Source organism: Tessaracoccus pujii (assembly GCF_055326215.1).
In genome coordinates this window covers 414,797-436,710 of sequence record NZ_JBUZNP010000002.1, presented here as the reverse complement: position 1 = coordinate 436,710, position 21,914 = coordinate 414,797, and the positions used below count along the sequence as shown (strand labels likewise).

20 protein-coding genes and 2 pseudogenes are annotated in these 21,914 nt (G+C 72.5%); 8 read left to right on the top strand and 14 right to left on the bottom strand.

Going from position 1 to position 21,914, the window contains the following annotated elements; all coding sequences use genetic code 11:
• Positions 1-121: 121 nt before the first annotated feature.
• The 3 genes from ACZK5N_RS04095 to ACZK5N_RS04085 are packed head-to-tail and all read right to left on the bottom strand — an operon-like array spanning position 122 to position 3,589.
• A complete protein-coding gene (locus ACZK5N_RS04095; RefSeq protein WP_459020212.1) occupies positions 122-1,882 on the bottom strand; it encodes an ABC-F family ATP-binding cassette domain-containing protein in 1,761 nt (586 codons plus the stop codon).
• Positions 1,883-1,885: 3 nt separating this feature from the next.
• A complete protein-coding gene (locus tag ACZK5N_RS04090) occupies positions 1,886-2,641 on the bottom strand; it encodes a DUF4191 domain-containing protein (RefSeq protein WP_459020211.1) in 756 nt (251 codons plus the stop codon).
• A gap of 12 nt (positions 2,642-2,653) precedes the next feature.
• Complete coding sequence (locus tag ACZK5N_RS04085) at positions 2,654-3,589, bottom strand: lipoyl synthase (RefSeq protein ID WP_459020210.1); 936 nt, start codon at positions 3,587-3,589, stop codon at positions 2,654-2,656.
• A gap of 58 nt (positions 3,590-3,647) precedes the next feature.
• Between ACZK5N_RS04085 and ACZK5N_RS04080 the strand changes: the two genes are divergently transcribed.
• A complete protein-coding gene (locus ACZK5N_RS04080; RefSeq protein WP_459020209.1) occupies positions 3,648-4,580 on the top strand; it encodes a DMT family transporter in 933 nt (310 codons plus the stop codon).
• On the opposite strand, the gene lipB is transcribed toward ACZK5N_RS04080, so the two are convergent.
• Both lipB and ACZK5N_RS04070 read right to left on the bottom strand, forming a co-directional pair.
• A complete protein-coding gene (gene lipB, locus ACZK5N_RS04075; RefSeq protein ID WP_459020208.1) occupies positions 4,581-5,222 on the bottom strand; it encodes a lipoyl(octanoyl) transferase LipB in 642 nt (213 codons plus the stop codon).
• Between the two features lie 20 nt (positions 5,223-5,242).
• Positions 5,243-6,025, bottom strand: coding sequence for a DUF554 domain-containing protein (locus ACZK5N_RS04070; protein WP_459020207.1), 783 nt, complete (start codon positions 6,023-6,025; stop codon positions 5,243-5,245).
• 101 nt (positions 6,026-6,126) lie between these two features.
• Between ACZK5N_RS04070 and ACZK5N_RS04065 the strand changes: the two genes are divergently transcribed.
• Genes ACZK5N_RS04065 through ACZK5N_RS04050 form a run of 4 tightly spaced genes read left to right on the top strand, consistent with a single transcriptional unit; the run spans position 6,127 to position 10,126 of the window.
• Positions 6,127-6,849, top strand: a complete 723-nt coding sequence (locus ACZK5N_RS04065; protein WP_459020206.1) for a CPBP family intramembrane glutamic endopeptidase — start codon at positions 6,127-6,129, stop codon at positions 6,847-6,849.
• 1 nt (position 6,850) lies between these two features.
• Positions 6,851-7,864, top strand: a complete 1,014-nt coding sequence (locus ACZK5N_RS04060; protein WP_459020205.1) for an NAD(P)H-binding protein — start codon at positions 6,851-6,853, stop codon at positions 7,862-7,864.
• A gap of 1 nt (position 7,865) precedes the next feature.
• Complete coding sequence (locus ACZK5N_RS04055) at positions 7,866-8,612, top strand: class I SAM-dependent methyltransferase (protein ID WP_459020204.1); 747 nt, start codon at positions 7,866-7,868, stop codon at positions 8,610-8,612.
• Positions 8,609-10,126 (top strand): FAD-dependent oxidoreductase, encoded by a 1,518-nt coding sequence (locus tag ACZK5N_RS04050; RefSeq protein WP_459020203.1) that lies wholly within the window; start codon positions 8,609-8,611, stop codon positions 10,124-10,126. The genes ACZK5N_RS04055 and ACZK5N_RS04050 overlap by 4 nt, the downstream gene beginning before the upstream one ends.
• A 13-nt stretch (positions 10,127-10,139) precedes the next feature.
• Here ACZK5N_RS04050 and ACZK5N_RS04045 read toward each other — a convergent pair whose 3' ends face one another.
• The 4 genes and pseudogenes from ACZK5N_RS04045 to idi all read right to left on the bottom strand — a co-directional run.
• Positions 10,140-11,036, bottom strand: a complete 897-nt coding sequence (locus tag ACZK5N_RS04045) for a phytoene/squalene synthase family protein (RefSeq protein WP_459020202.1) — start codon at positions 11,034-11,036, stop codon at positions 10,140-10,142.
• Complete coding sequence (crtI, locus tag ACZK5N_RS04040; protein WP_459020201.1) at positions 11,033-12,550, bottom strand: phytoene desaturase family protein; 1,518 nt, start codon at positions 12,548-12,550, stop codon at positions 11,033-11,035. Before crtI ends, ACZK5N_RS04045 begins: the two co-directional genes overlap by 4 nt.
• Positions 12,547-13,458, bottom strand: a pseudogene (locus ACZK5N_RS04035) (polyprenyl synthetase family protein); the annotation flags it as partial. The pseudogene ACZK5N_RS04035 and the gene crtI, both read right to left, overlap by 4 nt.
• A gap of 207 nt (positions 13,459-13,665) precedes the next feature.
• A pseudogene (idi, locus tag ACZK5N_RS04030) lies at positions 13,666-14,208 on the bottom strand (isopentenyl-diphosphate Delta-isomerase); the annotation flags it as partial.
• Between the two features lie 133 nt (positions 14,209-14,341).
• On the opposite strand from idi, the gene ACZK5N_RS04025 reads away from it, so the two are divergent.
• Entirely contained in the window at positions 14,342-15,238 is an 897-nt protein-coding gene (locus ACZK5N_RS04025; RefSeq protein ID WP_459020200.1) for a MerR family transcriptional regulator, read from the top strand.
• A gap of 256 nt (positions 15,239-15,494) precedes the next feature.
• Here the strand turns inward: ACZK5N_RS04025 and sucB are convergent, their stop codons facing one another.
• On the bottom strand, positions 15,495-17,321 hold the full coding sequence (sucB, locus tag ACZK5N_RS04020) for a 2-oxoglutarate dehydrogenase, E2 component, dihydrolipoamide succinyltransferase (protein ID WP_459020199.1): 1,827 nt from the start codon (positions 17,319-17,321) through the stop codon (positions 15,495-15,497).
• A 51-nt stretch (positions 17,322-17,372) separates the two neighbouring features.
• Positions 17,373-18,773, bottom strand: a complete 1,401-nt coding sequence (locus ACZK5N_RS04015) for an FAD-dependent oxidoreductase (protein ID WP_459020198.1) — start codon at positions 18,771-18,773, stop codon at positions 17,373-17,375.
• 55 nt (positions 18,774-18,828) lie between these two features.
• Here ACZK5N_RS04015 and ACZK5N_RS04010 point away from each other — a divergent pair, with 55 nt between their 5' ends.
• On the top strand, positions 18,829-19,158 hold the full coding sequence (locus ACZK5N_RS04010; protein WP_459020197.1) for a hypothetical protein: 330 nt from the start codon (positions 18,829-18,831) through the stop codon (positions 19,156-19,158).
• 32 nt (positions 19,159-19,190) lie between these two features.
• On the opposite strand, the gene ACZK5N_RS04005 is transcribed toward ACZK5N_RS04010, so the two are convergent.
• Positions 19,191-20,687 carry a leucyl aminopeptidase gene (locus ACZK5N_RS04005; protein WP_459020413.1) on the bottom strand — a complete coding sequence of 499 codons (1,497 nt, stop codon included), beginning with the start codon at positions 20,685-20,687 and terminating at the stop codon, positions 19,191-19,193.
• Positions 20,688-20,756: 69 nt separating this feature from the next.
• On the opposite strand from ACZK5N_RS04005, the gene ACZK5N_RS04000 reads away from it, so the two are divergent.
• Positions 20,757-21,065: a hypothetical protein gene (locus ACZK5N_RS04000; protein ID WP_459020196.1), complete on the top strand. Its 309-nt coding sequence runs from the start codon at positions 20,757-20,759 to the stop codon at positions 21,063-21,065.
• On the opposite strand, the gene ACZK5N_RS03995 is transcribed toward ACZK5N_RS04000, so the two are convergent.
• Both ACZK5N_RS03995 and ACZK5N_RS03990 read right to left on the bottom strand, forming a co-directional pair.
• Complete coding sequence (locus tag ACZK5N_RS03995) at positions 21,034-21,240, bottom strand: hypothetical protein (RefSeq protein WP_459020195.1); 207 nt, start codon at positions 21,238-21,240, stop codon at positions 21,034-21,036. The two genes, ACZK5N_RS04000 and ACZK5N_RS03995, sit on opposite strands and share 32 nt — an antisense overlap.
• Positions 21,240-21,890: a DUF3043 domain-containing protein gene (locus ACZK5N_RS03990; RefSeq protein ID WP_459020194.1), complete on the bottom strand. Its 651-nt coding sequence runs from the start codon at positions 21,888-21,890 to the stop codon at positions 21,240-21,242. The genes ACZK5N_RS03995 and ACZK5N_RS03990 overlap by 1 nt, the downstream gene beginning before the upstream one ends.
• Between the last annotated feature and the right edge of the window lie 24 nt (positions 21,891-21,914).

Below are 21,914 nucleotides of genomic sequence, written 5' to 3'. Positions count from 1 at the left end.
CGCCGCGAACCCCTCCATCGGCTCAACGCACGACCCTCGCCGCGAACCCCTCCATCGGCTCAACGCACGACCCTCGCCGCGAACCCCTCCATCGGCTCAACGCGCGTGCCCGACGGTGGGGTCAGTCGGCCGTCTCCAGCCACGCCTCTTCGAGCCGCTCGTACCGGGCCTCGGCCTCGCGCAGGGCCTTGTCCAGGTCTCCCAGCTGGCCGAAGTCCGTGGCCGCGTCCGCCATCCTGGCGTGCAGGCGGTCGATCTCCGCAGCGGTCTTCTCCAACTGGCCCTCGATCCGGGACAGGTCCTTCTTCCGCTGCCGCTCCGTCGCGGCATCCGATCGCGCGGCCGGGCCGGCGGAGGAGGCCGCCTGGCCCGCCGTGGACTTCGCCCGCCTGCGCCGGTCCAGGTACTCCTCGACGCCGCCTGGCAGCAGCGCGCAGGAGCCGTCGCCGAGCAGCGCGTAGGTGTAGTCCGTGATCCGCTCGAGGAAGTACCGGTCGTGGCTGACCACGATCAGGGTGCCCGGCCAGCTGTCGAGGTAGTCCTCGATGATGGTGAGGGTGTCGATGTCGAGATCGTTGGTGGGCTCGTCGAGGATCATCACGTTGGGCTCGGTGAGCAGCAGCCGCAGCAGCTGAAGGCGCCGACGCTCGCCGCCGCTCAGATCACCGATCCGGGCGACCAGCTTGTCTCCGGTGAACCCGAACTCCTCGAGCAGAGACGACGCCGTGGCCTCGCGGCCGGTGGCGAGCTTCGTCTCCTCCTTGAGGCGCTTGACCGAGTCCAGCACGCGGTCCGCGTCGTCCAGCTCGCCGACGGTCTGCGACAGGTAGCCCAGCCGCAACGTCTTGCCGCGCTTGATCCTGCCCGACTGCGGCTCGCGGTCCCCCGAGAGCAGATCCAGCAGGGTGGTCTTCCCTGCGCCGTTGACGCCGACCAGCCCGATCCGGTCGCCGGGCCCGATGGACCACGTCAACCGGTCCAGGAGCGTGCGGTCCTCGACGGCGTAGGTGACGTTGGTGAGGTCGAACACGTCCTTGCCGAGCCGGGTCACGGCGAACTGCTGCAGCGCCATCTTGTCGCGTGGCTCGGGCTCGTCGGCGATCAGGACGTTGGCGGCGTCGATGCGGAACTTCGGCTTCGACGTGCGCGCGGGCGCGCCCCTGCGCAGCCACGCCAACTCCTTGCGGGCCAGGTTCTTGCGCCGCGACTCGTTGACCGATGCCTGCCGCTGGCGTTCCACGCGGGCGAGCACGTACGCGGCGTATCCGCCGTCGTAGGCGTCGATGACGCCGTCGTGCACCTCCCAGATCCGCGTGCAGATGGCGTCGAGGAACCAGCGGTCGTGGCTGACCACCAGCATGGCCAGCCCCGCCCTGGTGCGGGCCTGCAGGTGGGTGGCGAGGAAGGCGATGGCCTCGACGTCGAGGTGGTTGGTGGGCTCGTCGAGGACGACGAGGTCGTGGTGGCCGAGCAGCACCGCGACCAGCCCGACGCGGCGTCGCTCGCCGCCCGAGAGCGTGTCCAGGCGCCTGTCGAGCTCCACGTCAGCCAGCAGCGCCTCGACGACACCGCGCTTGTCCGCGTCCGCCGCCCACACGTGGTCCGGTTCGCCGTCGACGATCCAGTCTCGCACCGTCTGGGCGTCGTCGCCGACGGTGGTCTGGGTCAGCACGCCGATGGAGGAGTTGGTGGCCACGGTGACGCGCCCGGCGTCCGGCTCGAGGTCGCCGGTGAGGATGCGCAGCAGCGTGGTCTTGCCGTCGCCGTTGCGGCCCACGACGCCGATCACCTCGCCGACGCCGAGGCCGAGGGAGACCGAGTCGAGCAGGATGCGGGTCCCGAAGCCGTGCGTGACGGCCTCCAGGTTGACCAGGTTCGCCACGCGTCAGCGGCCGCGCATGGCGGACCGGGCGCCCTTCATCTGGATGGGGCCCTTCGGGATGGGGGCCTTCGGGCGCATGGCGTCGAGGGCGCGCAGGCGCTGGCTGACCTCGGTGATCTTGGCCGGCGTGAGGGTCTTGGGGAGCTTCTTGATCTCGGCCGCCAGCTTGTCCAGGGGCACCTGGCCGGCACCCTTGCCCATCTGGATGACCTTCACCGCGACCCCGAACGCGACCTGCTCGTGCTTCTTCTTCTCCGCCGCCAGCAGGGGCTTCAGCCGGGCCGGCTCGCCCTCGCCGATCAGGACCAGGCCGCCGGGGCCCAGCGTGCGGTGCACCGCGTCGAGGCTCCTCGTCGCGGTGATCACCGGCGTGGAGATCCACTGCTTGGGCAGCATCTGCAGCGCCACCTCGGCCGAGCCGGCCTGGCCCTCGAAGCGGCGGTAGACGGCCTTGCGGGCACGCCACGTGAACACCGACATGGCGCCCAGGACGCCGGCGGAGATGCCGACGATGCCCCAGATGAGCCAGGCGTCCAGCACGATGCCCAGGATCAGCAGCGCGGCGAACGGCACGACGAAGCCGCCGAGCATGAGCCACGGGAGGACCTTGTCGAACTGCGATGTGACCTTGTAGGTCTCGCGCAGCTGGCGCCACCAGCCCCAGTCCTTGGGGTCTGTGGAGTTCTTCTTCGCCAGTTTGGCGGCTTTCAGTTCAGCCTTCTGCTTCTCCGCTAGCGCCTTGGCTCTCTCGCTGGCCATCGTGTCTCCGTCTCAGCTGATCTTCATGCGGGCGTCCATCGCCGTCCGGTAGAGGCGGCCCGCCCGATACGACGAGCGGACCAGTGGCCCGGACAGCACGCCAGAATATCCGATGCCGCGCGCCTCATCGGCCAGGGCCTCGAACTCCTCCGGCGTGACCCACCTGTCGATGGGGTGGAGGGTGGCGTTGGGTCGCAGGTACTGGGTGATGGTGATGAGCTCGGTGCCGGCGTCGTACAGGTCGCGCAGCGCCTGGCTGATCTCCTCACGCGTCTCGCCCATGCCGAGGATGAGGTTGGACTTGGTGACCAGGCCGGCCTCGCGCGACATCGTCAGCACCCGCAGGGACCGGTCGTAGCGGAAGCCGGGACGGATCCGCTTGAAGATGCGCGGCACCGTCTCGACGTTGTGGGCGAACACCTCCGGGCGGGCGTCGAACAGCTGCTGCAGGAGCTCGGCCCTGCCGGAGAAGTCCGGGGCGAGCATCTCGACGCCGACGCCAGGATTGACGGCGTGGATCTGGCGGATGGTCTCCGCGTAGAGCCAGGCGCCCTCGTCGGGGAGGTCGTCGCGGCAGACGCCGGTGACGGTGGCGTAGCGCAGCCCCATCTTCCTCACCGACGCCGCGACGCGCAGCGGCTCGGACGGGTCGTAGCTCTCGGGCTTGGCGGACTCGATCTGGCAGAAGTCGCAGCGGCGGGTGCACTGGTCACCGCCGATGAGGAAGGTGGACTCCCGGTCCTCCCAGCACTCGTAGATGTTGGGGCAGGCCGCCTCCTGGCAGACGGTGTGCAGGTCGCCGGAGCGCACGATGTTCTGCAGGTCCGTGTAGTTGGGCCCCATCCTCGCGGTGGTGCGGATCCAACTCGGCTTGCGTTCGATCGGGGTCTCGGCGTTCTTCGCCTCGACTCGGAGGAGGCGTCGTCCATCGGGCTGCACTGCGGTCACCCGGACAGCCTACCCGCTGCGGGCCGGGGGTCCCCGGTCGTGGCGGTAGTCTGAGCCGGTGCTCACGCGCCCTGCCCCCTCGACCCCTCCGGTGACCGCTGGTGTCGCGGCGCTGGTGGTCGCCGGCATCGCGTGGGGCACGTCCGGCACGCTCGGCACTCTTCTGCGCGGCACGTCGGGGCTCGGATTCCTAGCCGTCGCGGGGTACCGGATCCTCGTGGGCGGGCTCCTGCTCATGCTCGCGGTGGCGCTGACCGGCCGCGTGCGGTGGCCGCGGCGTCGCTCCGGGTGGACCCGGGTGGCGGCCATGGCCGCGTGCTCGGCGGTGTACCAGTTCGGGTTCTTCAGCGCGGTGGGGTTGCTGGGCGTGTCCATCGCCACGCTGGTCACCGTCGGCTCGGCGCCCGTGCTGGTGCTGATGGTGGACCTCGCCACGGGCCGGCAGCGCCTCACGCAGCCGTTGGCGTTGGCGCTGGGTTTCACCGCCGTCGGTCTGGCCCTGTTCATGGGCGCACCGCCGCAGGGGGCCTCGGCGGCGGATGCGCTGTGGGGGGCGGGGCTGGCGCTGGTGGCGGGGGCGGCGTTCGCGGTCATGAGCCTGCTGGGCGCCAGGCCGGTGCCGGACTACCACGACGCCACCGGCTCGGCCCTGGCGTTCCTCCTCGGGGGCGCGGTGGTGCTGGTCGCCGCCGCCGGCGCGGGCCAGAGCGTCCGGTTCGATCCGGCGCCCGCGAGCGTGGCCCTGGTGGTCGCGCTCGGGCTCATCCCCTCCGCCATCGCCTACCTCGCCTACCTGCGGGGCCTGCGCACGCAGAGCTCGACGACAGGGGTGATGGTGGCGCTCCTGGAGCCGCTCACCGGTGCCGCGCTGGCGTTCCTGGTGCTGGGGGAGCGCCTCAGCCCCGCCGGGCTCGTCGGCGCGGCGCTGCTGCTGGGTGCGGTGGTGCTGTCGTCGCGGCGGGCGGCCGCGCCGCCCCATGCCGTCGAGTGATCAGCCGAGAAGTGGGGCCAATGCGCTCGCCAGCGGGGCCCGAAGGTCGTCGGCCACGCCCTTGACGCTCCACTGGCCGGGCAGTTCCTCGACGATGGAGGTCACGCCCGCGTCGGCGATGCCGCAGGGGATGATGTTGCTGAACCGCTCGGCGGAGCTCAGGACGTTGAGCGCGAAGCCGTGCATGGTGGTGCGCCGTGCCACCCGCACGCCGATGGCGCAGATCTTGCGCTCCGGCCTGCCTGCTCCGGCGGGCAGCCACACCCCGGTGCGGCCCTCGACCCGTCCGCAGTCCAGCCCGTATCCCGTCAGCAGGGTGACGACGGCCGACTCCAGCGTGCGCACGTAGTCCACCACGCCGACGCCCTCCCGCAGCCGCACGATGGGGTATCCGACGAGCTGGCCCGGCCCGTGGTAGGTGATCAGCCCGCCGCGGTCCACGTCGATCACCGGCGTGCCGTCCACGGGGCGCTGGTCCGGCGTGGTGCGCCTGCCCGCGGTGTAGACCGGGGAGTGCTCCACCAGAAGGATCCGCCCGGGAGCGCCCGCCGCCACGTCGTCGTGCAGGGCGCGCTGCCGGTCCCAGGTCTGCTGGTAGTCGGCGAGCCGCTGGCCGAGCCCCTCGTCGTCGTAGGTGAGCATGTCCACGATGCTATCCCGGGTCAGAACAGGGCCGCGGTGAGCGAGACCAGCGGGGGAGCGAGCAGGAGGGCCGGCAGCAGATCCCCGACGGGGATCTGCTTGAGGTTGAGCAGCCGTAGCCCCAGCGCCAGCAGCACCACACCGCCGGTGGCGGTGAGCGCGTCCACCTGGGCGGTGCTCAGCACGTCGCCGGCGAAGTAGCCGACGGCGGTGAGCGAGCCCTGGATCAGCGCCACCGCGCCCGCGGAGGCCAGCACCCCCCAGCCCAGCGTCGAGGCGAACGCCATGGCGGCGAAACCGTCGAGCACGGACTTGACGAGCAGTTGGTCAGCGCCCCGGCCGAGGCCGTCGGAGAGCGAGCCGAGGATGGCCAGCGGGCCGACGCAGAACAACAACGTCGAGGTGACCATGCCGTCGACGAACCGCGACGCGTCGCCGGAGGCCGTGAACCGCCCGCGCAGCCAGGCCGCGCCCTGCTCGAGTCGGTCCTCGACGCGCAGCCAGGAGCCGAGCAGCGCGCCCAGCAAGAGGGCGGCGAGGACGATCAGCATGGCGGCGCCGTCCACGTCCGCACGGAGTGCCTCGGAGCTCATCGCCATGACCGACATGCCGCCGAGCACGATGGTGATGAGCCCCAGGACGGAGGTGACCGTGTCCTTGGTCTTCTCGGGGATGCGGTTGCCCAGCGCGATGCCGATCAGCGAGCCGACGACCACTGTGATGACGTTGACGACCGTCCCGAGCCCGATGAACACGTCCGCCATCCAATCAGATCGCCGCATCCCGGGACGACTCGGGTCCATCCGTGGCAGCGTAGGGGCGTGTGGCGTCAGGCCACCGCGCGGCTTGTTCAAACTTTGTAGAACCTTTAGGGTGGGGTCACCGACGGGAGAAGGGGGGCACCGTGCGCCGACTACTGGGCGAACCGCGCGCCTTCCTCGCCGCCGCCCTGATCAACCCCGTGGAGAGGGTCCGCACCGAGACGCCCGGCATGCGGCGCCGTCGCAGGGTCGTGGTGGGCATCACCACGGCGCTGGGCGCGGTCGCGCTGGGGCTGGCGCTGTCCATTCAGCCGGGAGCCCCCGAGTTCTACGCCGCGACACTGGGTGTCGCGGGGCTGTGGATCGGCGGCGCCTTCCTCTCCGGGCCGCTCTACCTCGGCGAGGGCCGCACCCGCGACGGCGGCCGCAGCAGGGGCGTGCTGCAGGGCTTCGTGCTGGGCCTGATCCTGCTGGCCGTCTTCGTGGCGGGCGCCCTGGTGGTGACCCGGATCCCGGCGCTGGCAGCACCCGTCGAGGACCTCCTGGACCACGCCCGGTTCGGGTCGCTGTGGCTCGTGGCGCTCATCACCGCGATCAACGGCGTGGCCGAGGAGTTGTTCTTCCGTGGCGCCGTCTACGCCTCGCTGGACCGACGATTCAACGGGATCGGCTCCACCGCCCTGTACGCGGCGTCCACACTGTTCACAGGCGTACCTCTCCTGACGTTCGCCGCGGTCTGCCTGGGCCTGCTCACGGCGGCGCAACGCCGCGTCACCGGGGGTGTCCTGGGCCCGATCGCGTCGCACCTCACCTGGTCCCTGGGCATGCTCTTCCTACTGCCGCCGATCCTGAGCCCTGGAGGCTGACATGACCACCCGCACGGCTCTCGTCACCGGGGCCACCGGCCACGTCGGGGCCCAGCTCGTCCCCGCCCTGCTCGACGCCGGGTGGAGCGTGCGCGTCCTGGCCCGCAGCCCCCAGAAGCTCGACCGCGCCTGGCGCGACCGCGTGGAGGTGGCCACCGGCGACGCCACCCGCCGAGGCGACATTGTGCGCGCCCTCGACGGAGTGGAGGTGGCGTACTACCTGCTGCACTCCATGGACGGCCGGGGCGACTACCGGCGCCGCGACCTCGCCCTCGCCGAGACCTTCGCCGAGGCCGCCCGCACGGCGGGTGTGGAGCGGATCGTCTACCTGAGCGGGCTCCATCCCGACGGCGAGCTGTCCGAGCACATGGCCTCGCGCGTCGAGGTGGGCGAGGTGCTCATGGCCTCCGGCGTGCCGACGGCGGTCCTGCAGGCCGGCGTCGTGCTGGGCGCCGGATCCGCCTCCTTCGACATGCTGCGCCACCTCTCAGAGCGGCTGCCGGTGGCCGTGGGGCCCAAGTGGCTGCGCAACCGCATCCAGCCCATCGCCATCGACGACGTGATCCACTATCTGGTGCGCGCCGCCGATCTGCCGGCGGAGGTCAACCGGTCGATCGACGTGGGCATGGACGAGGTGCTCACCTACGTCGAGATGATGCGCCGCTACGCCACCGCGACGGGGCTGCAGCCGCCCATGGTGGTCACGCTGCCGGTCCTCACGCCCAACCTCGCGTCGCTGTGGGTGGGGTTGGTGACGCCGGTGGACCCGGGGGTCGCGCGGCCGCTGGTGGGCAGCCTCATCCACGACGCCATCAAGCGGGATTCGGACGCGGCGCACCTCCTCGGCGACCCGGAGGGAGGCATCACGGGCTTCGACGAGGCCGTCCGGCGCGCCACCGCCGCCGTCGACCCGGCGGGTCCGCGGCGATGGTACGCGCGGGTCGGCTCGGTGCTGCTGGGGGTCGCGCTCCTCGTCGTGGCCGTCAAGGCCGTCCGGGCCTGGACGGGCCGCTGACATGCATGACCGGTACCCGCGGCTCCGCCGCTCCACCACGGCGGACGCCTTCGACCGCGGCGCGAAGCGCTACGACCTCATGGTGGCCCTCAACCCCGGCTACCACCGCGAGCTGCGGCGGGCCGCCGCGGCGCTCGTCGGACGGGTGGGGGCGCGGGAGGGACTGACGCTGATCGACCTGGCCTGCGGCTCCGGCGCCTCGACGCGGGCGCTGGTCGACGCAGCACCCCCGGGCACCACGGTCCTCGGCCTCGACGCGTCCCGCGGCATGCTCGCGGAGGCCACCGGCAAGCGGTGGCCGGCGGGGGTGAGCTTCGCGCAGGTGGTGGCCGGGGAGATGGACCTCGACGAGGTGGGCGGCGGCCGCGACGGCATCCTGACCTGCTACCTGTTCCGCAACGTGCCCGAGGACGCGCGGGACCGGGCGGTCGCGGAGACCTTCGCGCTGCTGAAGCCCGGCGGCTGGCTCGTCGTCCAGGAGTACTCGGTGGCCGGCGATTCCCGCGCCCAGCGCGTGTGGGACGCGGTGTGCCACGCCTGCATCATCCCCCTGGGCGCCGTCGTCGACCGCAACGTCCGCCTCTACCGCTACCTGTGGCGCAGCGTCCGCGAGTTCGACTCGGTGGCGCGTTTCACCGGCCGGCTCGCCGCCGCCGGTTTCACCGGCATCGAGCACCGCACGGCCGCGGGATGGCAGCGCGGCATCCTGCACACCGTCGTCGCCCGCAAGCCCGAGGAGCCCGCATGACCCCCCGCCCGTACCCAGGCCGCGACCCTCGCGCCGTGCGTCACCCCGGCCCCACCGGATCGTCGAGGGTGGGCGACGCGCGCAAGGTCGCGGTGGTGGGCGGCGGCATCGCGGGCCTGGCGGCCGCCGTCGGGCTTGCCGAGCGTGGGGTGGCGGTGACGCTGCTGGAGTCGTCGGACCGGCTGGGCGGGCGGGTCGCGGCCTGGCCCCTGGGCGACGGCCGCACCATGAGCCGCGGGTTCCACGCCTTCTTCCGGCAGTACTACAACCTGCGCGCGCTCCTGCAGCGCATCGACCCGGCGCTCGGCATGCTGGTGCCCATCGAGGACTACCCGCTGCAGCGGCCCGACGGTATGCGCGATTCCTTTACGGGGTTGGCCACCACGCCGCCGTGGTCGGTGATGCAGTTCGTGCTGCGCAGCCCCGCCTTCACCGGGCGGACGCTCGCGGGCGTGAACGTGCCCGCGGCCGTGGAGCTGTTGCGGGTGAAGTTCCCCGAGACGTACTCGGCCTACGACGGCGAGTCCGCGGCCGCGTTCCTCGACCGGCTGCGCTTTCCCGAGGCCGCCCGCGACCTGGCGTTGGAGGTCTTCGCACGGTCCTTCTTCGCCGATCCGTCGCAGTTCGGCGCCGGCGAGCTGGTGGCGATGTTCCACACCTATTTCATGGGGTCGGCCGAGGGCCTGCTCTTCGACGTGCCCGACGACGACTACGACACGGTCCTGTGGGCGCCGCTGGGCCGCCACCTCGAGCGCCTGGGCGTTCAGGTGAGGACGGGTGCGCACGTGGAGGCGATCGGGACCGGGCAGGGCGCGGCCACGGTGGTGGTCGACGGCGAGGCCGGCCCGTTCGACGCGGTGGTGCTGGCCACGGACCCGCGCGCCGGCCGGGCACTGATCGCCGGCCTGGAGGGGCCGGGTCTCGAGCCCTGGCAGCGCCGGGTGGCGGGCACCGTCAACGCCCCGCCGTTCGTGGTGGTGCGGTTGTGGCTGGACCGCGCCGTCGACGCGGCGCGCCCGGCGTTCGTGGGCACGTCGGGGTACGGGCCGCTGGACAACGTCTCGGTGCTGGAGCGCTTCGAGCGGGGCGCCGCGGACTGGGCGCGGCAGCACGGCGGTTCGGTGGTGGAGCTGCACGCCTACGCGGCCGACCCGGCGGTGTCCTCGGATGCGGCGGCGGGCGAGGTCGCGGCGAGGCTGGAGGCGGAGCTGCACCGGATCTTCCCGGAGACGGCGTCGGCCGTCGTGTTGGAGCGCGAGGTGCTGGTGCGCGACGACTGCACGCTCATCGGCCCGGACCGCTGGGCCGACAGGCCGGGCGTGCGGACCCCGTCGCCCCGGCTCGTCGTGGCAGGAGACTGGGTGCGCTGCGACTACCCGGTGGCGCTGATGGAGCGGGCCGCGACGACGGGCTTCATCGCGGCCAACACCCTCCTCGCCGGCTGGGGCGCGGCGGGCCACGACGTGTGGACGGTGCCGATGCGGGGCCTCCTGGGCCGCTGGCCCCACCGCTGAGCCCTGTTCGGTCTCAGGGGACGTTGGGTCGGGGCAGCCGCCCAGCGACCGCCCTCGCCGCGACCCACAGCTTCTCCCGGGTCGGCACGCGGATGCGACCCGAGAACACGTCGTAGTCCGCCGCCTCGATCCTGTCCAGGATCCGGCTGTACAGCACCAGGGCCGTCCCGACGCAGCGCCGCGACGCCGGCGGCAGCAGGTCCAGCCCCCGGGCCCCCTCGGCGTACAGCTCGCGGTTGCGCGCCACCTGCTCGGCCATCATGGAGCGCCACTCGGGCGTGACCCGACGAAGGCGCGGGTCCGCGCCGTGGCGAGCCAGATCCTCCTGCGGCAGGTACACCCGCCCGCGGTCGAGGTCCTCGTCGACGTCGCGCAGGAAGTTGGTGAGCTGGAACGCCTGCCCCAGCGCCCGCGCCGGTCCCATCGCCTCGGGCGTCAGGGGCTCCAGGACCGGCAGCATCATTTCGCCGATCACCGCCGCCGACCCCTCCATGTAGCCGTCGCGCAGATCCTCCCACGTGTCCCACGTCGACCGGGTGAAGTCCGAGGCCATGGCGTCGAAGAACCGCTCGAAGCACTCGGGGTCGGTGCCGCGACGGTTGATGCTCTCGACGATGGCCGCCATCACCGGCTGATCGGCCGTCCCGCGCGCCAACGCGTCGAAGAAGGAGGCGCGGAAGGCGGCCAGGCGCTCGTCCGGCGTGCCGTCGCGGGGGACGGCGGCGTCGTCGGCGTCCACCTTCTCCGGCTCGTCGACGATGTCGTCGGCCAGCCGGCACAGGGCGTAGACCGTGAACACGTCCCTGCGCTGGGACTTCGGCAGCAGCAGCGCCCCCCAGTAGTAGGTGGTGCCGTGGTCGCGGGTCAGCTCGGCGCAGCGGCGGTAGCCCGCCTCGAGGGACGCGCTCACCGGCCCATCTCCGCGACGCGCGCCGCCGCCAGCTTGCCGGAGACCAGCACCATCGGGATCCCGACGCCCGGGGTGGTGCCGGAACCCGCGAACACCAGCCCCGGCACCCGCCGGTCGATGTTCTTCGGCCGGAACGGCCCGGTCTGCGGGAACGTGTGGGCCAGCGCGAACGGCGTGCCCGCGGCCATGCCCTGACGCTCCCAGTCCGCGGGCGTGACGAGTTCCTCGGTGACGATGTCGGTGGGGTAACCCAGGCGCTCCAGCTCGCGCAGCATCCGTTCCCGCAGCAGCGGCCCGTCGACGTCCCAGTCCAGCCGGCCCACCTTGAGGTTGGGCACCGGCTCCAGGAAGTAGAGCGTGTGGCAGCCCTCGGGAGCCGCGCCGGGATCGTCCATCGACGGGACGGACAGGAACCGCGACGGGTCCGTCATGGCCACGCCGTCGTCGAGCAGTTCGCGGAACGACTCGTCCCACGCCTTGCCGAAGTGGATGTTGTGATGCCCCACGCCCTCGGGCAGCTCGCCGCGGACGCCGACGTGCCACACCAGGGCGCTGGGTGAGTAGCGGCCCTTCCGGGCCACCCTCGGCGCCGGCAGGCCCGGCAGGAGCGTGTCGTAGGCCACCGGCAGGTCGGCGGTCACCACGACGGCGTCCGCGGCCACCACCTCACCGTCGGCCAGCCGCACCCCGGCGGCGGACCCGTCGGCGCGGCGCTCCACCCTCGCGACGGGCGTGGAGTAGCGGAACTCGACGCCCGCGTCGGTGGCCGCCTGAGCCATGGCCCGCGGGACGGCGTGCATGCCGCCCTCGGGGAAGAACACGCCCTCGATGGAGTCCATGTAGGTGATCACCGCGTACAGCGCCAGCGCCCGCGCCGGCGCCAGGCCCGCGTACATCGCCTGGAAGCTGAACACGCGGTGCAGCCTGTCGTCGTCGAACCGGCGGGCGACGGAGGGGCCGAGCCGGCCGAAGCCGCCGAGCCGCACCAGCTCCGCGGCCGCGATCGGCGAACGGAACAGGCTGAGCGGGGAGTTGAAGTTGGCGTCGATGAAGTGGGGCAGCTCGACGTCGTTGAGGCGCTTGAGCCAGGCTACGAACTTGTCGAACGCCGCCGCGTCCTTCGCGCCGCTCTGTGCCGCGATCTCGGCGCGCATCGCCTCGTGCCCGGGCCGCACCAGCAGCGTCGACCCGTCTGCGAAGTGCGCGTGGTAGGCGGGGTCCAGGAGCTTGAGGTTCACGTGGTCGGCCACGCGGCTTCCGACGGCGTCGAAGGCCTCCTCCAGCAGCGAGACCATCGTGAAGACGGTCGGGCCGGTGTCGAAGCGGAAGCCGTCGCGCTCCAGCGAGCCGTTGCGCCCTCCCGGAATGGCCTCGCGCTCGATCACGGTGACCCGGTGCCCCGCGCCGGCCAGGTGCATCGCCGCCGCGAGCCCCGACAGCCCGGCCCCCACCACGGCCACGTGCCGCCTGCCGCCGCGGGGCGCGCCGGTCGCGGTGCGACGGCGCCCGATCATGATTCCCTCCACGCCAGCGAGCGGGCGGCCTCGCGGAGTCCGGCCACGCCGCCCTCCACCAGAGTCAGGGGGTCGAGACAGGCGAGGCCTGAGGTCACTTCATCTCCGATCATCGTTTCCAGCTCGTCGGCCACGCCGACGGCGCGGATGGCGTCGGCGAGGCGGTCCACGTCGTCGCGGCTGAAGTCCTGCCCGCCGAGCCGGGCGATCAGCTCGGCGTCGGCGCCGGTCAGCCGTTCCTGAGCCAACGCCAGGAGCACGGTGGCCTTGGCCTCCAGCAGGTCATCCCCTGCGGGCTTGCCGGTGACGGCCGGGTCCCCCCAGACGCCCAGGTACTCGTCGCGCAGCGCGAAGGCCTGCCCCAGGTGGTCGCCGCACGCCATGAGGGCGGACTGGACCGCGGGGCCGGCGTTGGCGGCGGTGGCGCCCAGCTGCAGGGGGCGCGCGACGGTGTAGCGGCCGGTCTTGGCTCGCGCGATGTGCTCGGCGTGCGCGCGGTCGCGGCGGGCCGCCGCGGCTCCCGTGAGGTCCGCGCGCTGGCCGGCGATCAGCTCCACCGACAGCGCGTACCAGACCTCATGCAAGGGCTGGGGCAGGCCGTCGACGAGGCGGTCGGCGATGGTGTGTGCTAGGTCGCCGAGCAGGACGGCGATGTTGCGGCCGAACAGCTCCGGCTCGCCGCTGGCGCCGGCGGCCCGATGCCAGGTGGAGCCCTCGACGTGTGCCGAGGGGCGCCCGCGCCGCGAGTCGGACTCGTCCATCACGTCGTCGTGGATGAGCGCGAACAGGTGCAGGGTCTCCAGCGCGGCCGCGGCGCGGATGAGGTGGCGGTAGCCGGTGGAGCCGTGGGTCCCGCCGGTGGCGATGAAGCCCCAGTAGGCCAGCGCCACCCTCAGGCGCTTGCCGTGCCCGACCAGGAGGGTGCCGAGCCACTGGGGCAGGTCCGCCTGGAGCACGTCGAGCTCGAGGTCCCCGGCGTAGCTCTGCCACTCCACCGACAGCGTGTTGACCTCGGCCGACAGCAGCGCGTCAACGTCGGCGATGGCGGCGTGGACGTCGACGGTGGGGGGCGCCGGGCGCCACGCCGCGTCGGGGTGGGCGGTGGCGATGAGCGGCACCTGGAGGGCGGCCCACGGGCTGTAGACGTGGGGGGTCGCGGTGATCGCGGCCGACAGGTTCTCCCAGGGCACCCACGCCCACTCGGCCACCTCGTCGGCGTTGGGGACGGGCTGCTCGTCCGGCACGAACGCGGCGAACACGGGGCAGATCTCGTTCTCGACGATGCCGGAGGCGTCGACGGCGCGGTAGCGGAAGTCCGGCAGCAGGCTCACCAGGGGACCGACGCTCATCCCGAGCTCCTCGCGGATGCGGCGGCGGGCCGCGTCCTCCAGCGATTCGCCGGGCTTCGGGTGGCCGCAGCACGAGTTGGTCCACACGCCGGGCCAGGTCTTCTTCGCCAGAGCGCGGCGGGTGACCAGCACCTCGCCGCGGGCGTTGAACACGTAGGTGGAGAAGGCCAGGTGCAGGGCCGTGTCCGTGGTGTGCACTGCCACGCGGTCTGCGCTGCCGATGGGCGTGCCGTCGTCGGCGAGGAGGACGACCTCGTCGCGGGCGGCCGCGTTGCCCCTCAGCCTCGGGGATCTCGATTCAGCGATCATGAGCTGTCCAATGTTTGTCTAAGCTTGTGTCGACGATAGCGGGAGAAGGCCGCCGGTGCAACGTCGTGCACAAGGTTTGTTCAATGTTTGCTAGCGTTGACCCTGCACGGACGTTGAGCCGGGGAGGACGTGGATGTACACAGTCAAGCAGGTTGCCTCGCTGACCGGGGTGGCCGAGGCGACCCTGCGGGTCTGGGAGCGCCGCTACGACGTGGTCCGGCCCTCCCGCACGCCCGCGGGGTACCGGCTCTACGACGACGCCCAGGTGGCGGCGCTGCGCGAGATGGCCGCGCTCGTCGAGGCCGGCGTGCCCGCTTCCCGGGCGGCCGAGGCGGTGCGGGGTCTGGCGGGCACGAGGGTCGCGGCGGGGGCCTCGGTGAACGGGTCGGGGGCGCGGGAGCCGTCGTCGGAGCTGCCCGGCGAGGACGCCCTGGTGTCCGCCGCCGAGTCGCTGGAACCGGCCAACCTGGCCGACGTGATGGGCCGCGCCTTCTCCGGCGGTCCGTTCGAGGAGGTGGCCGATCGTTGGATCCTGCCGCAGCTGACCCGCATCGGCGAGGCGTGGGAGTCGGGCCGGTTGTCCGTGGCCCAGGAGCACTTCGCCAGCGCGGGACTCATGCGCGCCATCTCGGCGGTGTTCGACGCCGCCCCCACCGCCCCCACCGGGCCGACGGTGCTCGTCGGCCTGCCGCCGGGGGACCGGCACCAGATCGCGCTGTTCACCTTCGCCACGTGCCTGAAGCGTCGCGGCGTCAACGTGGTCTACCTGGGCGCCGACATCCCCGTCGACGAGTGGGTCCGGGCGGCCGACGGTCGCGGCGCGCGCGGCGCCGTCATCGGGGTGACGGGGGAGCGGTTCGTCGAGCGCGCCCAGACCGTCGTCGACCAGCTGGCCGCGGTCACGCCGCCGCTCTCGGTCTGGGTGGGCGGGTCGCGCCGCGACGCGGTCTCGGGCGTGCATCATCTCCCCGACGCCGTCGCCGAGGCCGCGTCGATCCTCCACGTCAGCCTCGCCGCCGGCCGCATCTGACCCGCCCGCCCGCGTGTCCGCCCCCGCGCCCGTACCCGTCCCCGGGCTGGGAGCGGAGTTGAGCCGGACACGGCTCTCGCGGGGACACCTTGAGCCGGACACGGCCTTCGATGCTCGATCTGGTCGCTTTGAACGATCAAGACACGATTGAGAGCAGTTTCCGGCTCAAGTTGGCCCGCCGGCACGCACTCGCACCACGACGCGACAAGGGGGCGCCACCCCGCAGGATGGCGCCCCCTTGTCGTCGATCAGTGACTCAGAGCCCGAACTCGCCTCCGAAGTCCCCGTCCTCCAGCCGCGCCTTGACGGCCGAGAGGAACCGGGCCGCGACGGCGCCGTCGATGAGACGGTGGTCGTAGCTGAGCGACAGGTACATCATGTGCCGCACCGCGATGGACTCCTGGCCGAACCGGTCCTCGATCACGACGGGCCGCTTGACCAGCGCGCCGGTGCCGAGGATGGCGGCCTGCGGCTGGTTGATGATGGGCGTGTCGAACAGCGTGCCCGCCGAGCCGTAGTTGGTGATGGTGAACGTGCCGCCCGAGAGCTCGTCCGGCATGACCTTGCTGGCCCGCGTCCGCGCGGCCAGATCCGCGATCTTCTTCGCCAGGCCGGTGAGGTTGAGGTCACCGGCATCCTTGATGACGGGAACCAGCAGGCCCTTCTCCGTGTCCACCGCGAGGCCGATGTGCTCGCCGTCGGCGTAGGTGACGGTGCCCGCCTCCGTGTCGATGGTGGCGTTGACGATCGGGAACTGCTTGAGCGCCTCGACGGCGGCCATCGTGATGAACGGCAGGTAGGACAGCGAGGCGCCCTCGCGCTTCTTGAAATCGTCCTTGACCTGCGCACGGATGTAGCTGATTGCGGTGACGTCCACCTCGACGGTCGCGGTGAGCTGGGCCGAGACCTGCAGCGACTCGACCATGCGGGTGGCGATGGTCTTCCGCAGCCGCGACAGCTTCTCCGTGGTGCCCCGCACCTGGGCCGCAGCGGGCGCAGCCTTCGGCGCCGCCGGAGCAGCAGCAGCCGCCGGAGCCGCGGGGGCAGCGGCAGCCTTCGCAGCCTCCGCCTTCGCGGTCTCCGCCGCGGCGATCACGTCCTGCTTGCGGACGCGGCCACCGACGCCGGTGCCCTTCACCGCGGAGAGTTCGACGCCGTGCTCCTTCGCCAGCTTCCGCACCAGCGGGGTGACGTAGGTGCCGTCGGTTGACGCCTCAGCGGCGCGACGCGCCACGGCGGCCTCGACGGCGGGGGAGTGCTCCGGCTTCGGCTCGGCCTTGGCGGGGGCCGGGGCGGGAGCTGGGGCTGGCTCCTTCTTGGCCGGGGCGGATTCAGCCTTCGGTTCGGCCTTCGGCTCGGGCTTGGGCTCCGCCTTCGGGGCGGGCTCGGGCTCAGGTGCCGGCTCAGGGGCAGCCTCAGCCGCCGCGGCGTCGCCGATGATGGCCAGGACGGCGCCCACCTCGGCCACCTCGTCCTCCTTGAACCGGATCTCCAGCAGCGTGCCGGCGGCCGGGCTGGGGATCTCGGTGTCCACCTTGTCCGTGGAGACCTCCAGCAGCGGCTCGTCGGCCTCGACGGTGTCTCCGATCTCCTTCAGCCACCGCGACACCGTGCCCTCGGTGACCGACTCGCCCAGCGCGGGCAGCGTCACCTCGACACCGGAGGACGACGCGGCGGCCGACGGCGCGGACGCGGGTGCGACCGCGGGGGCCTCGGCCGCGGGCGACTCCTCGGCCTCCTGCGCCTCGACGGGCTCCTCCTCCGCGTTCTCCTCCTCGGGCACCGGCTCGGGCTCGGGAGCGGCGTCCTCAGCGGGAGCGGCGGCGGGCGCGGAGCCCGACTCGTCCGCGTCCCCGATCACGGCGAGGACGGCGCCGACCTCGGCCACGTCGTCCTCCTGGAACCGGATCTCGAGCAGCGTGCCCGCCACGGGGCTGGGAATCTCGGTGTCGACCTTGTCGGTGGAGACTTCGAGCAACGGTTCGTCGGCTTCGACGGTGTCCCCAATAGCCTTCAACCAGCGTGAAATGGTGCCTTCGGTGACTGACTCGCCCAGCGCCGGGAGAGTTACTTCGGTTGACATGTGAGATGGCTCCTTTGCAGACCGCGGTAGTTCCCCCAGCCTATAGGTGAATCAGGCGTGCATGTGCAGGGGCCGCCCGCCCAGAGCCCAGGTTGCTTCGGCGAGTGCCTCGCTGAGGGTAGGGTGAGGATGCACGATTCCGGCCAGGTCCTCGGGCGTGGCCTGCCACCCCACGAGCAGGCCGCCCTCCGCGATGAGCTCGGCCACGTCCTCACCGACGGCGTGCACCCCGACGATCGCGCCCTCCCGCCCCCGCACCATGCGCACGACACCGATCTCCCGCTCGCCGGGGGCCCTGAGGATCTGGGCGCGGCCGTTGCCGGTGAGGTGGTAGTCCACCACCTCGGCCTCGGGCCCGGCCTGCTCCGCGGTGAGCCCGACCGAGGCCACCTGCGGGCTGGAGTAGGCCACCCGGGGCATGTCCGAGTCGCGCGGCAGGATCGGGCGCTCCGAACGCCTGCCCTGCAGGTGCGCGATCCGCTCGGCCAGGAAGAGTCCGTGCGCATAGCCGCGGTGCGCCAGCTGGGGCCCGGCCACCACGTCGCCCGCCGCGAACACGCCGCGCACGGCGGTCTGCAGCTGGTCGTCGACGACGACGTGTGCGCCGTCGCTCACCTCGACGCCCGCCTCCACGAGCCCGAGCCCGTCGGTGACGGGACGACGGCCCACGGCCACCAGCAGGACGTCCGCCCGCAGCGTCTCGCCGCCGAGGTTCACCGCGACCCCGTCGTCCCCGGTCTCCGCGCCCTCGACGGTGGCGCCGAGCCGCACGTCCACGCCCCTGCCCCGCAGGGCCCGAGCCAGGATCCTCGAGTGGCCCGGCTCCTCCGCCGGCAGCAGCCGGTCCATGGCCTCCACGAGCGTCACCGCGACCCCCAGGTCCGCCCACATCGACGCGAACTCCACCCCGATCACCCCGCCGCCCAGCACGACGGCGCGCTCCGGCAGCCGCTCCAACCGCAGCGCGTGGTCGCTGGTGAGGATTCGTCGACCATCCACGGGGAGGCCGAGGGTGGCCGGGGCGGCCCCCGTCGCGACGACGACGGCCCGCGCCCGGTGCACCACCGCACCCGTCTCGATGCCGGGCCCCCGGTCGTCGACCATCAGCCGGCCGCGCTCCCGGATCACGGTGATCCCGCGCTGCGCGATGAGCCCCTCGAGCCCGCGGTGAAGGTTCGCCACGACACCGTCGGCATAGCGCCGCACGGCGCCCGCGTCCGTGGCGCCGAGCTGCGCCTCGATCCCGAACGACGGTGCCTTCGCGACGGTGCGGCGCACCTTCGCGGCCTGCAGCCATGCCTTGGTGGGGATGCAGCCGCGGTGCAGGCACGTGCCGCCGAGGGGGGTGTCGTCGACGAGGGCCACCCGCAACCCCAGCTGCGCCGCCCGCAACGCGCAGGCGTAGCCGGCCGAGCCGGCGCCGAGAACGGCCACGTCGAAGGCATCAGTCATGCGCCCCAGTCTCCCACGGCGCACCCACCTTGCCGCCGCTCGGCATAATGGGCGCGTGGGGTGGTTTCGACGGCGACAGCGCGAGGCACAGGTGGCCCGGGAGGACCGCCAGGTGCCCGATGCCCTGCGCGACCACCTGAGCCAGTTCGTCGCCACCCGTCGAGGCGTGGAGGCGTGGGTGGAGCAGCCCACGTCGTTCAACAAGCCGTCGCTGCTGCTGGTGGCCGCCGACGGCGAGTCAACCCGGCGCGGCCTCCCCAGCGCGGCCTACGGCTACGAGTTCGCCGCCCGCTGCAACATCCCCTGCTACGACGCCGGGGTGGTGCCGTACCCGAAGCGCATGCGCGAGTACGGCCTGCGCGCCAAGCGCGCCCGCCAGGCCTGACCCCGCCGGGCAGACCCCCGCCGGGCCGGGCCTCAGCCCTGCAGCAGCTTCGCCAACGCCACGAGCGTCCGGACGCCCACCCCGGTGCCGCCCTTGGGCACGTACCCGTACGGCGCGTCGGCGTTCTCCGCGGGTCCGGCGATGTCCAGGTGCGCCCAGGCCACGCCGTCGGCGACGAAGCGTTCCAGGAACGCCCCCGCCACCAGCGCGCCACCCCAGCGGTGACCGGCACCGGACTTCATGTCCGCGACCGTGGACTTCAGCTGTTCGCGCGTGTGCTCCGTGATGGGCAGCTCCCAGAAGTCCTCGCCCGCCGCCTCGGCCGCGTCGAGCAGCAGGTCCGAGGTCTCCTCGCCGTTGGTGAGCAGGCCGCCGGTACGCATGCCCAGCGCCACCATGCAGGCTCCCGTCAGGGTGGCCACGTCGACGATGAGGTCCGGCTTGTCCTGCCCGGCGCGCGCGATGGCGTCGGCCATCACCAGGCGGCCCTCGGCGTCGGTGTTGTAGTTCTCCACCGTCTGCCCGTCGACCATGGTGAGCACGTCGCTGGACCGGTACGAGGTGCCCGACGGGAGGTTCTCCGCCAGCGCCGCGTAGGCGGTGACCTTGACCTTGAGCCCGAGTGCGGCGATGGCGCGCGTGGCCGCGACCACGGCGGCCGCGCCGGACATGTCGTACTTCATGCCCGCCATCTGGCCGGCGGGCTTGATGTCCAGGCCGCCGGAGTCGAACGTGATGCCCTTGCCCACCAGCGCCAGGTGTGTCACCGCGCCGCGGGGGGTGTAGCTCATCCGCACCAGCCGTGGGCCGCGCGCCGAGCCGCCGCCCACGGCGAGGATGCCGCCGTAGCCGCCCCGCTCGAGCGCCTTCTCGTCGAGGATCTCGACGGTGATCCGCTCGTCGCGCAGATAGCCGCGCGCCGCCTCGGCGAACGTCTCGGGGTAGAGCAGGTTCGGGGGGGTGTTGCCCCAGTCGCGCGCCTGGCAGACGGCCTCGGCGATGGACTTGGCGCGCGTCACGGCGTCCTTCTGCTCGGCGCCGAGCAGCGTGGACACCAGCGCGACCGAGGCCACCGCCGTCGGAGTGTCCTTGGCCGTGATGGGCTCGAACCGGTAGGCCCCCAGCAGGGCGCCTTCACCGGCGGCCTGGAGGAGCTCGGGGTCCGTCACCTCCAGGGAGACGGCCACCTCCAGCCCGGAGGCGTCCGGCAGCTCGGCGATCTTCCGCAGCGCGGAGCCCACCGCGAGCCGAGTGCCCGCCGGGGTGACGTCCGCGTCCCCGAGGCCCACCACCGCCACGCGGGCGCCGTCGACGGCCGGGAGGAAGGTGACGTCCTCGCGCTTGGACGACGCGCCCATGGACCTGGCGAGCTCGGCCACGCCGCGACCGTAGGTCTTCGTGCACGCCTTGTCGAGGTCGCCGACGAGGCCGACGAGGGCCTGGTCCGCGTCGTTGATCGTCACCAGGCCGAGGACGACCACGTCGGTGGACCTCGGCAGGGTCTTGGTCAGGGTCAGGTTCGGATTCATGCGGGTCACCCGGCCAGCCTACCGAGTTGCGAGTTGGGCGTCGCGGCCCACGCAGGTAGCTTTGCCCGCATGATCAAGCGGGCGGGTCTCTTGGCGTTCATCGTGGCGGGCCTTGCCGTCGCGGCCTGGGGCGTGGTGTCGTGGGCGTCGCCGTCGACGTCCTGCCGCGGCATCGAGATGGGCCCGGGCGACACCTGTGAATACTCCAGCCTCACCAACGAGCGCGGCGGCAAGGTCCAGCTCTACGAGGACCGGATCGCCATCGCCCGCCAGCAGGCGCCGTTCGCCGTGGCGGCGGGCCTGGGGATGGTGGCGTTCGGGGTGGTGGTGGCTCGGCAGGGCCGGGTCACGGATGCAGCGACATCGGACCGTAGATGAGGCGGTCCTCCTCGTAGAGGCTCACCTCTGCCACGCCGTGCTGCAGCAGCTCGCCGTAGAACAACCCCAGCCATTCCTCGGCCGCTGCCTGGTCCTCGAAGCTGTGCAGCAGGCCGGCGGACTCGAGATCCGCGACGGCGAACGCGCCGGTCTCCGGCGTCCAGTGGTAGCTCATCAGATGGGATCCCCGCGCTTGATGCGCGCGGCCGGCTGGCGGAAGCGTCGGATCATCAGCGACCGGTTGAACATGTAGACCAGCAGGCCCTTGGTGGAGGCCTCGGGGTGACGCTCGGCCAGCAGCTTCTTGAAGCCGCGCCACATGATGCCCACGTTGATGACGGTGAAGCCCAGCAGCACCCACAGGCTCATCGAGATCCAGCTGGAGAGCAGCACGTTGTTCATGGTGACCATGACCGCGGCCATGACGAGGATCATGGCGGGCAGCATGAACTCGGCCACCGTCCAGCGCGTGTCCACGTAATCGCGCACCAGCTGACGCTCGGGCGAGTTCTCCACCCGCTCCCACGACGAGTTGCGGGCCGTCGAGCGGGCGCGCGCGTCCGCCTTCCGCTGCTCCTTGGCCGAGAGGGTGGGGTGCAGCCGCTCCATCCGGGCCGCCTCGGCGGCGCGACGGGTGGGGGTGGCGCCCTGCTTCTTCCGAATGACCTGCTTCTGCGGGCCGGGCGCCTCGACGGCGGGTTCAGGGGCGACGGCGGGCGTGGGGGACGCCTTGGCCGCCGCCTTCTCGCCCTTGGGGGTGAGCGTCGAGATGCGGTCTGTGGAGCGCGACTTCTCGGTGCGCTCGTACGGGCGGAACAGTGCCACGGTGCGGTGTCCTTGTGCAGGGGT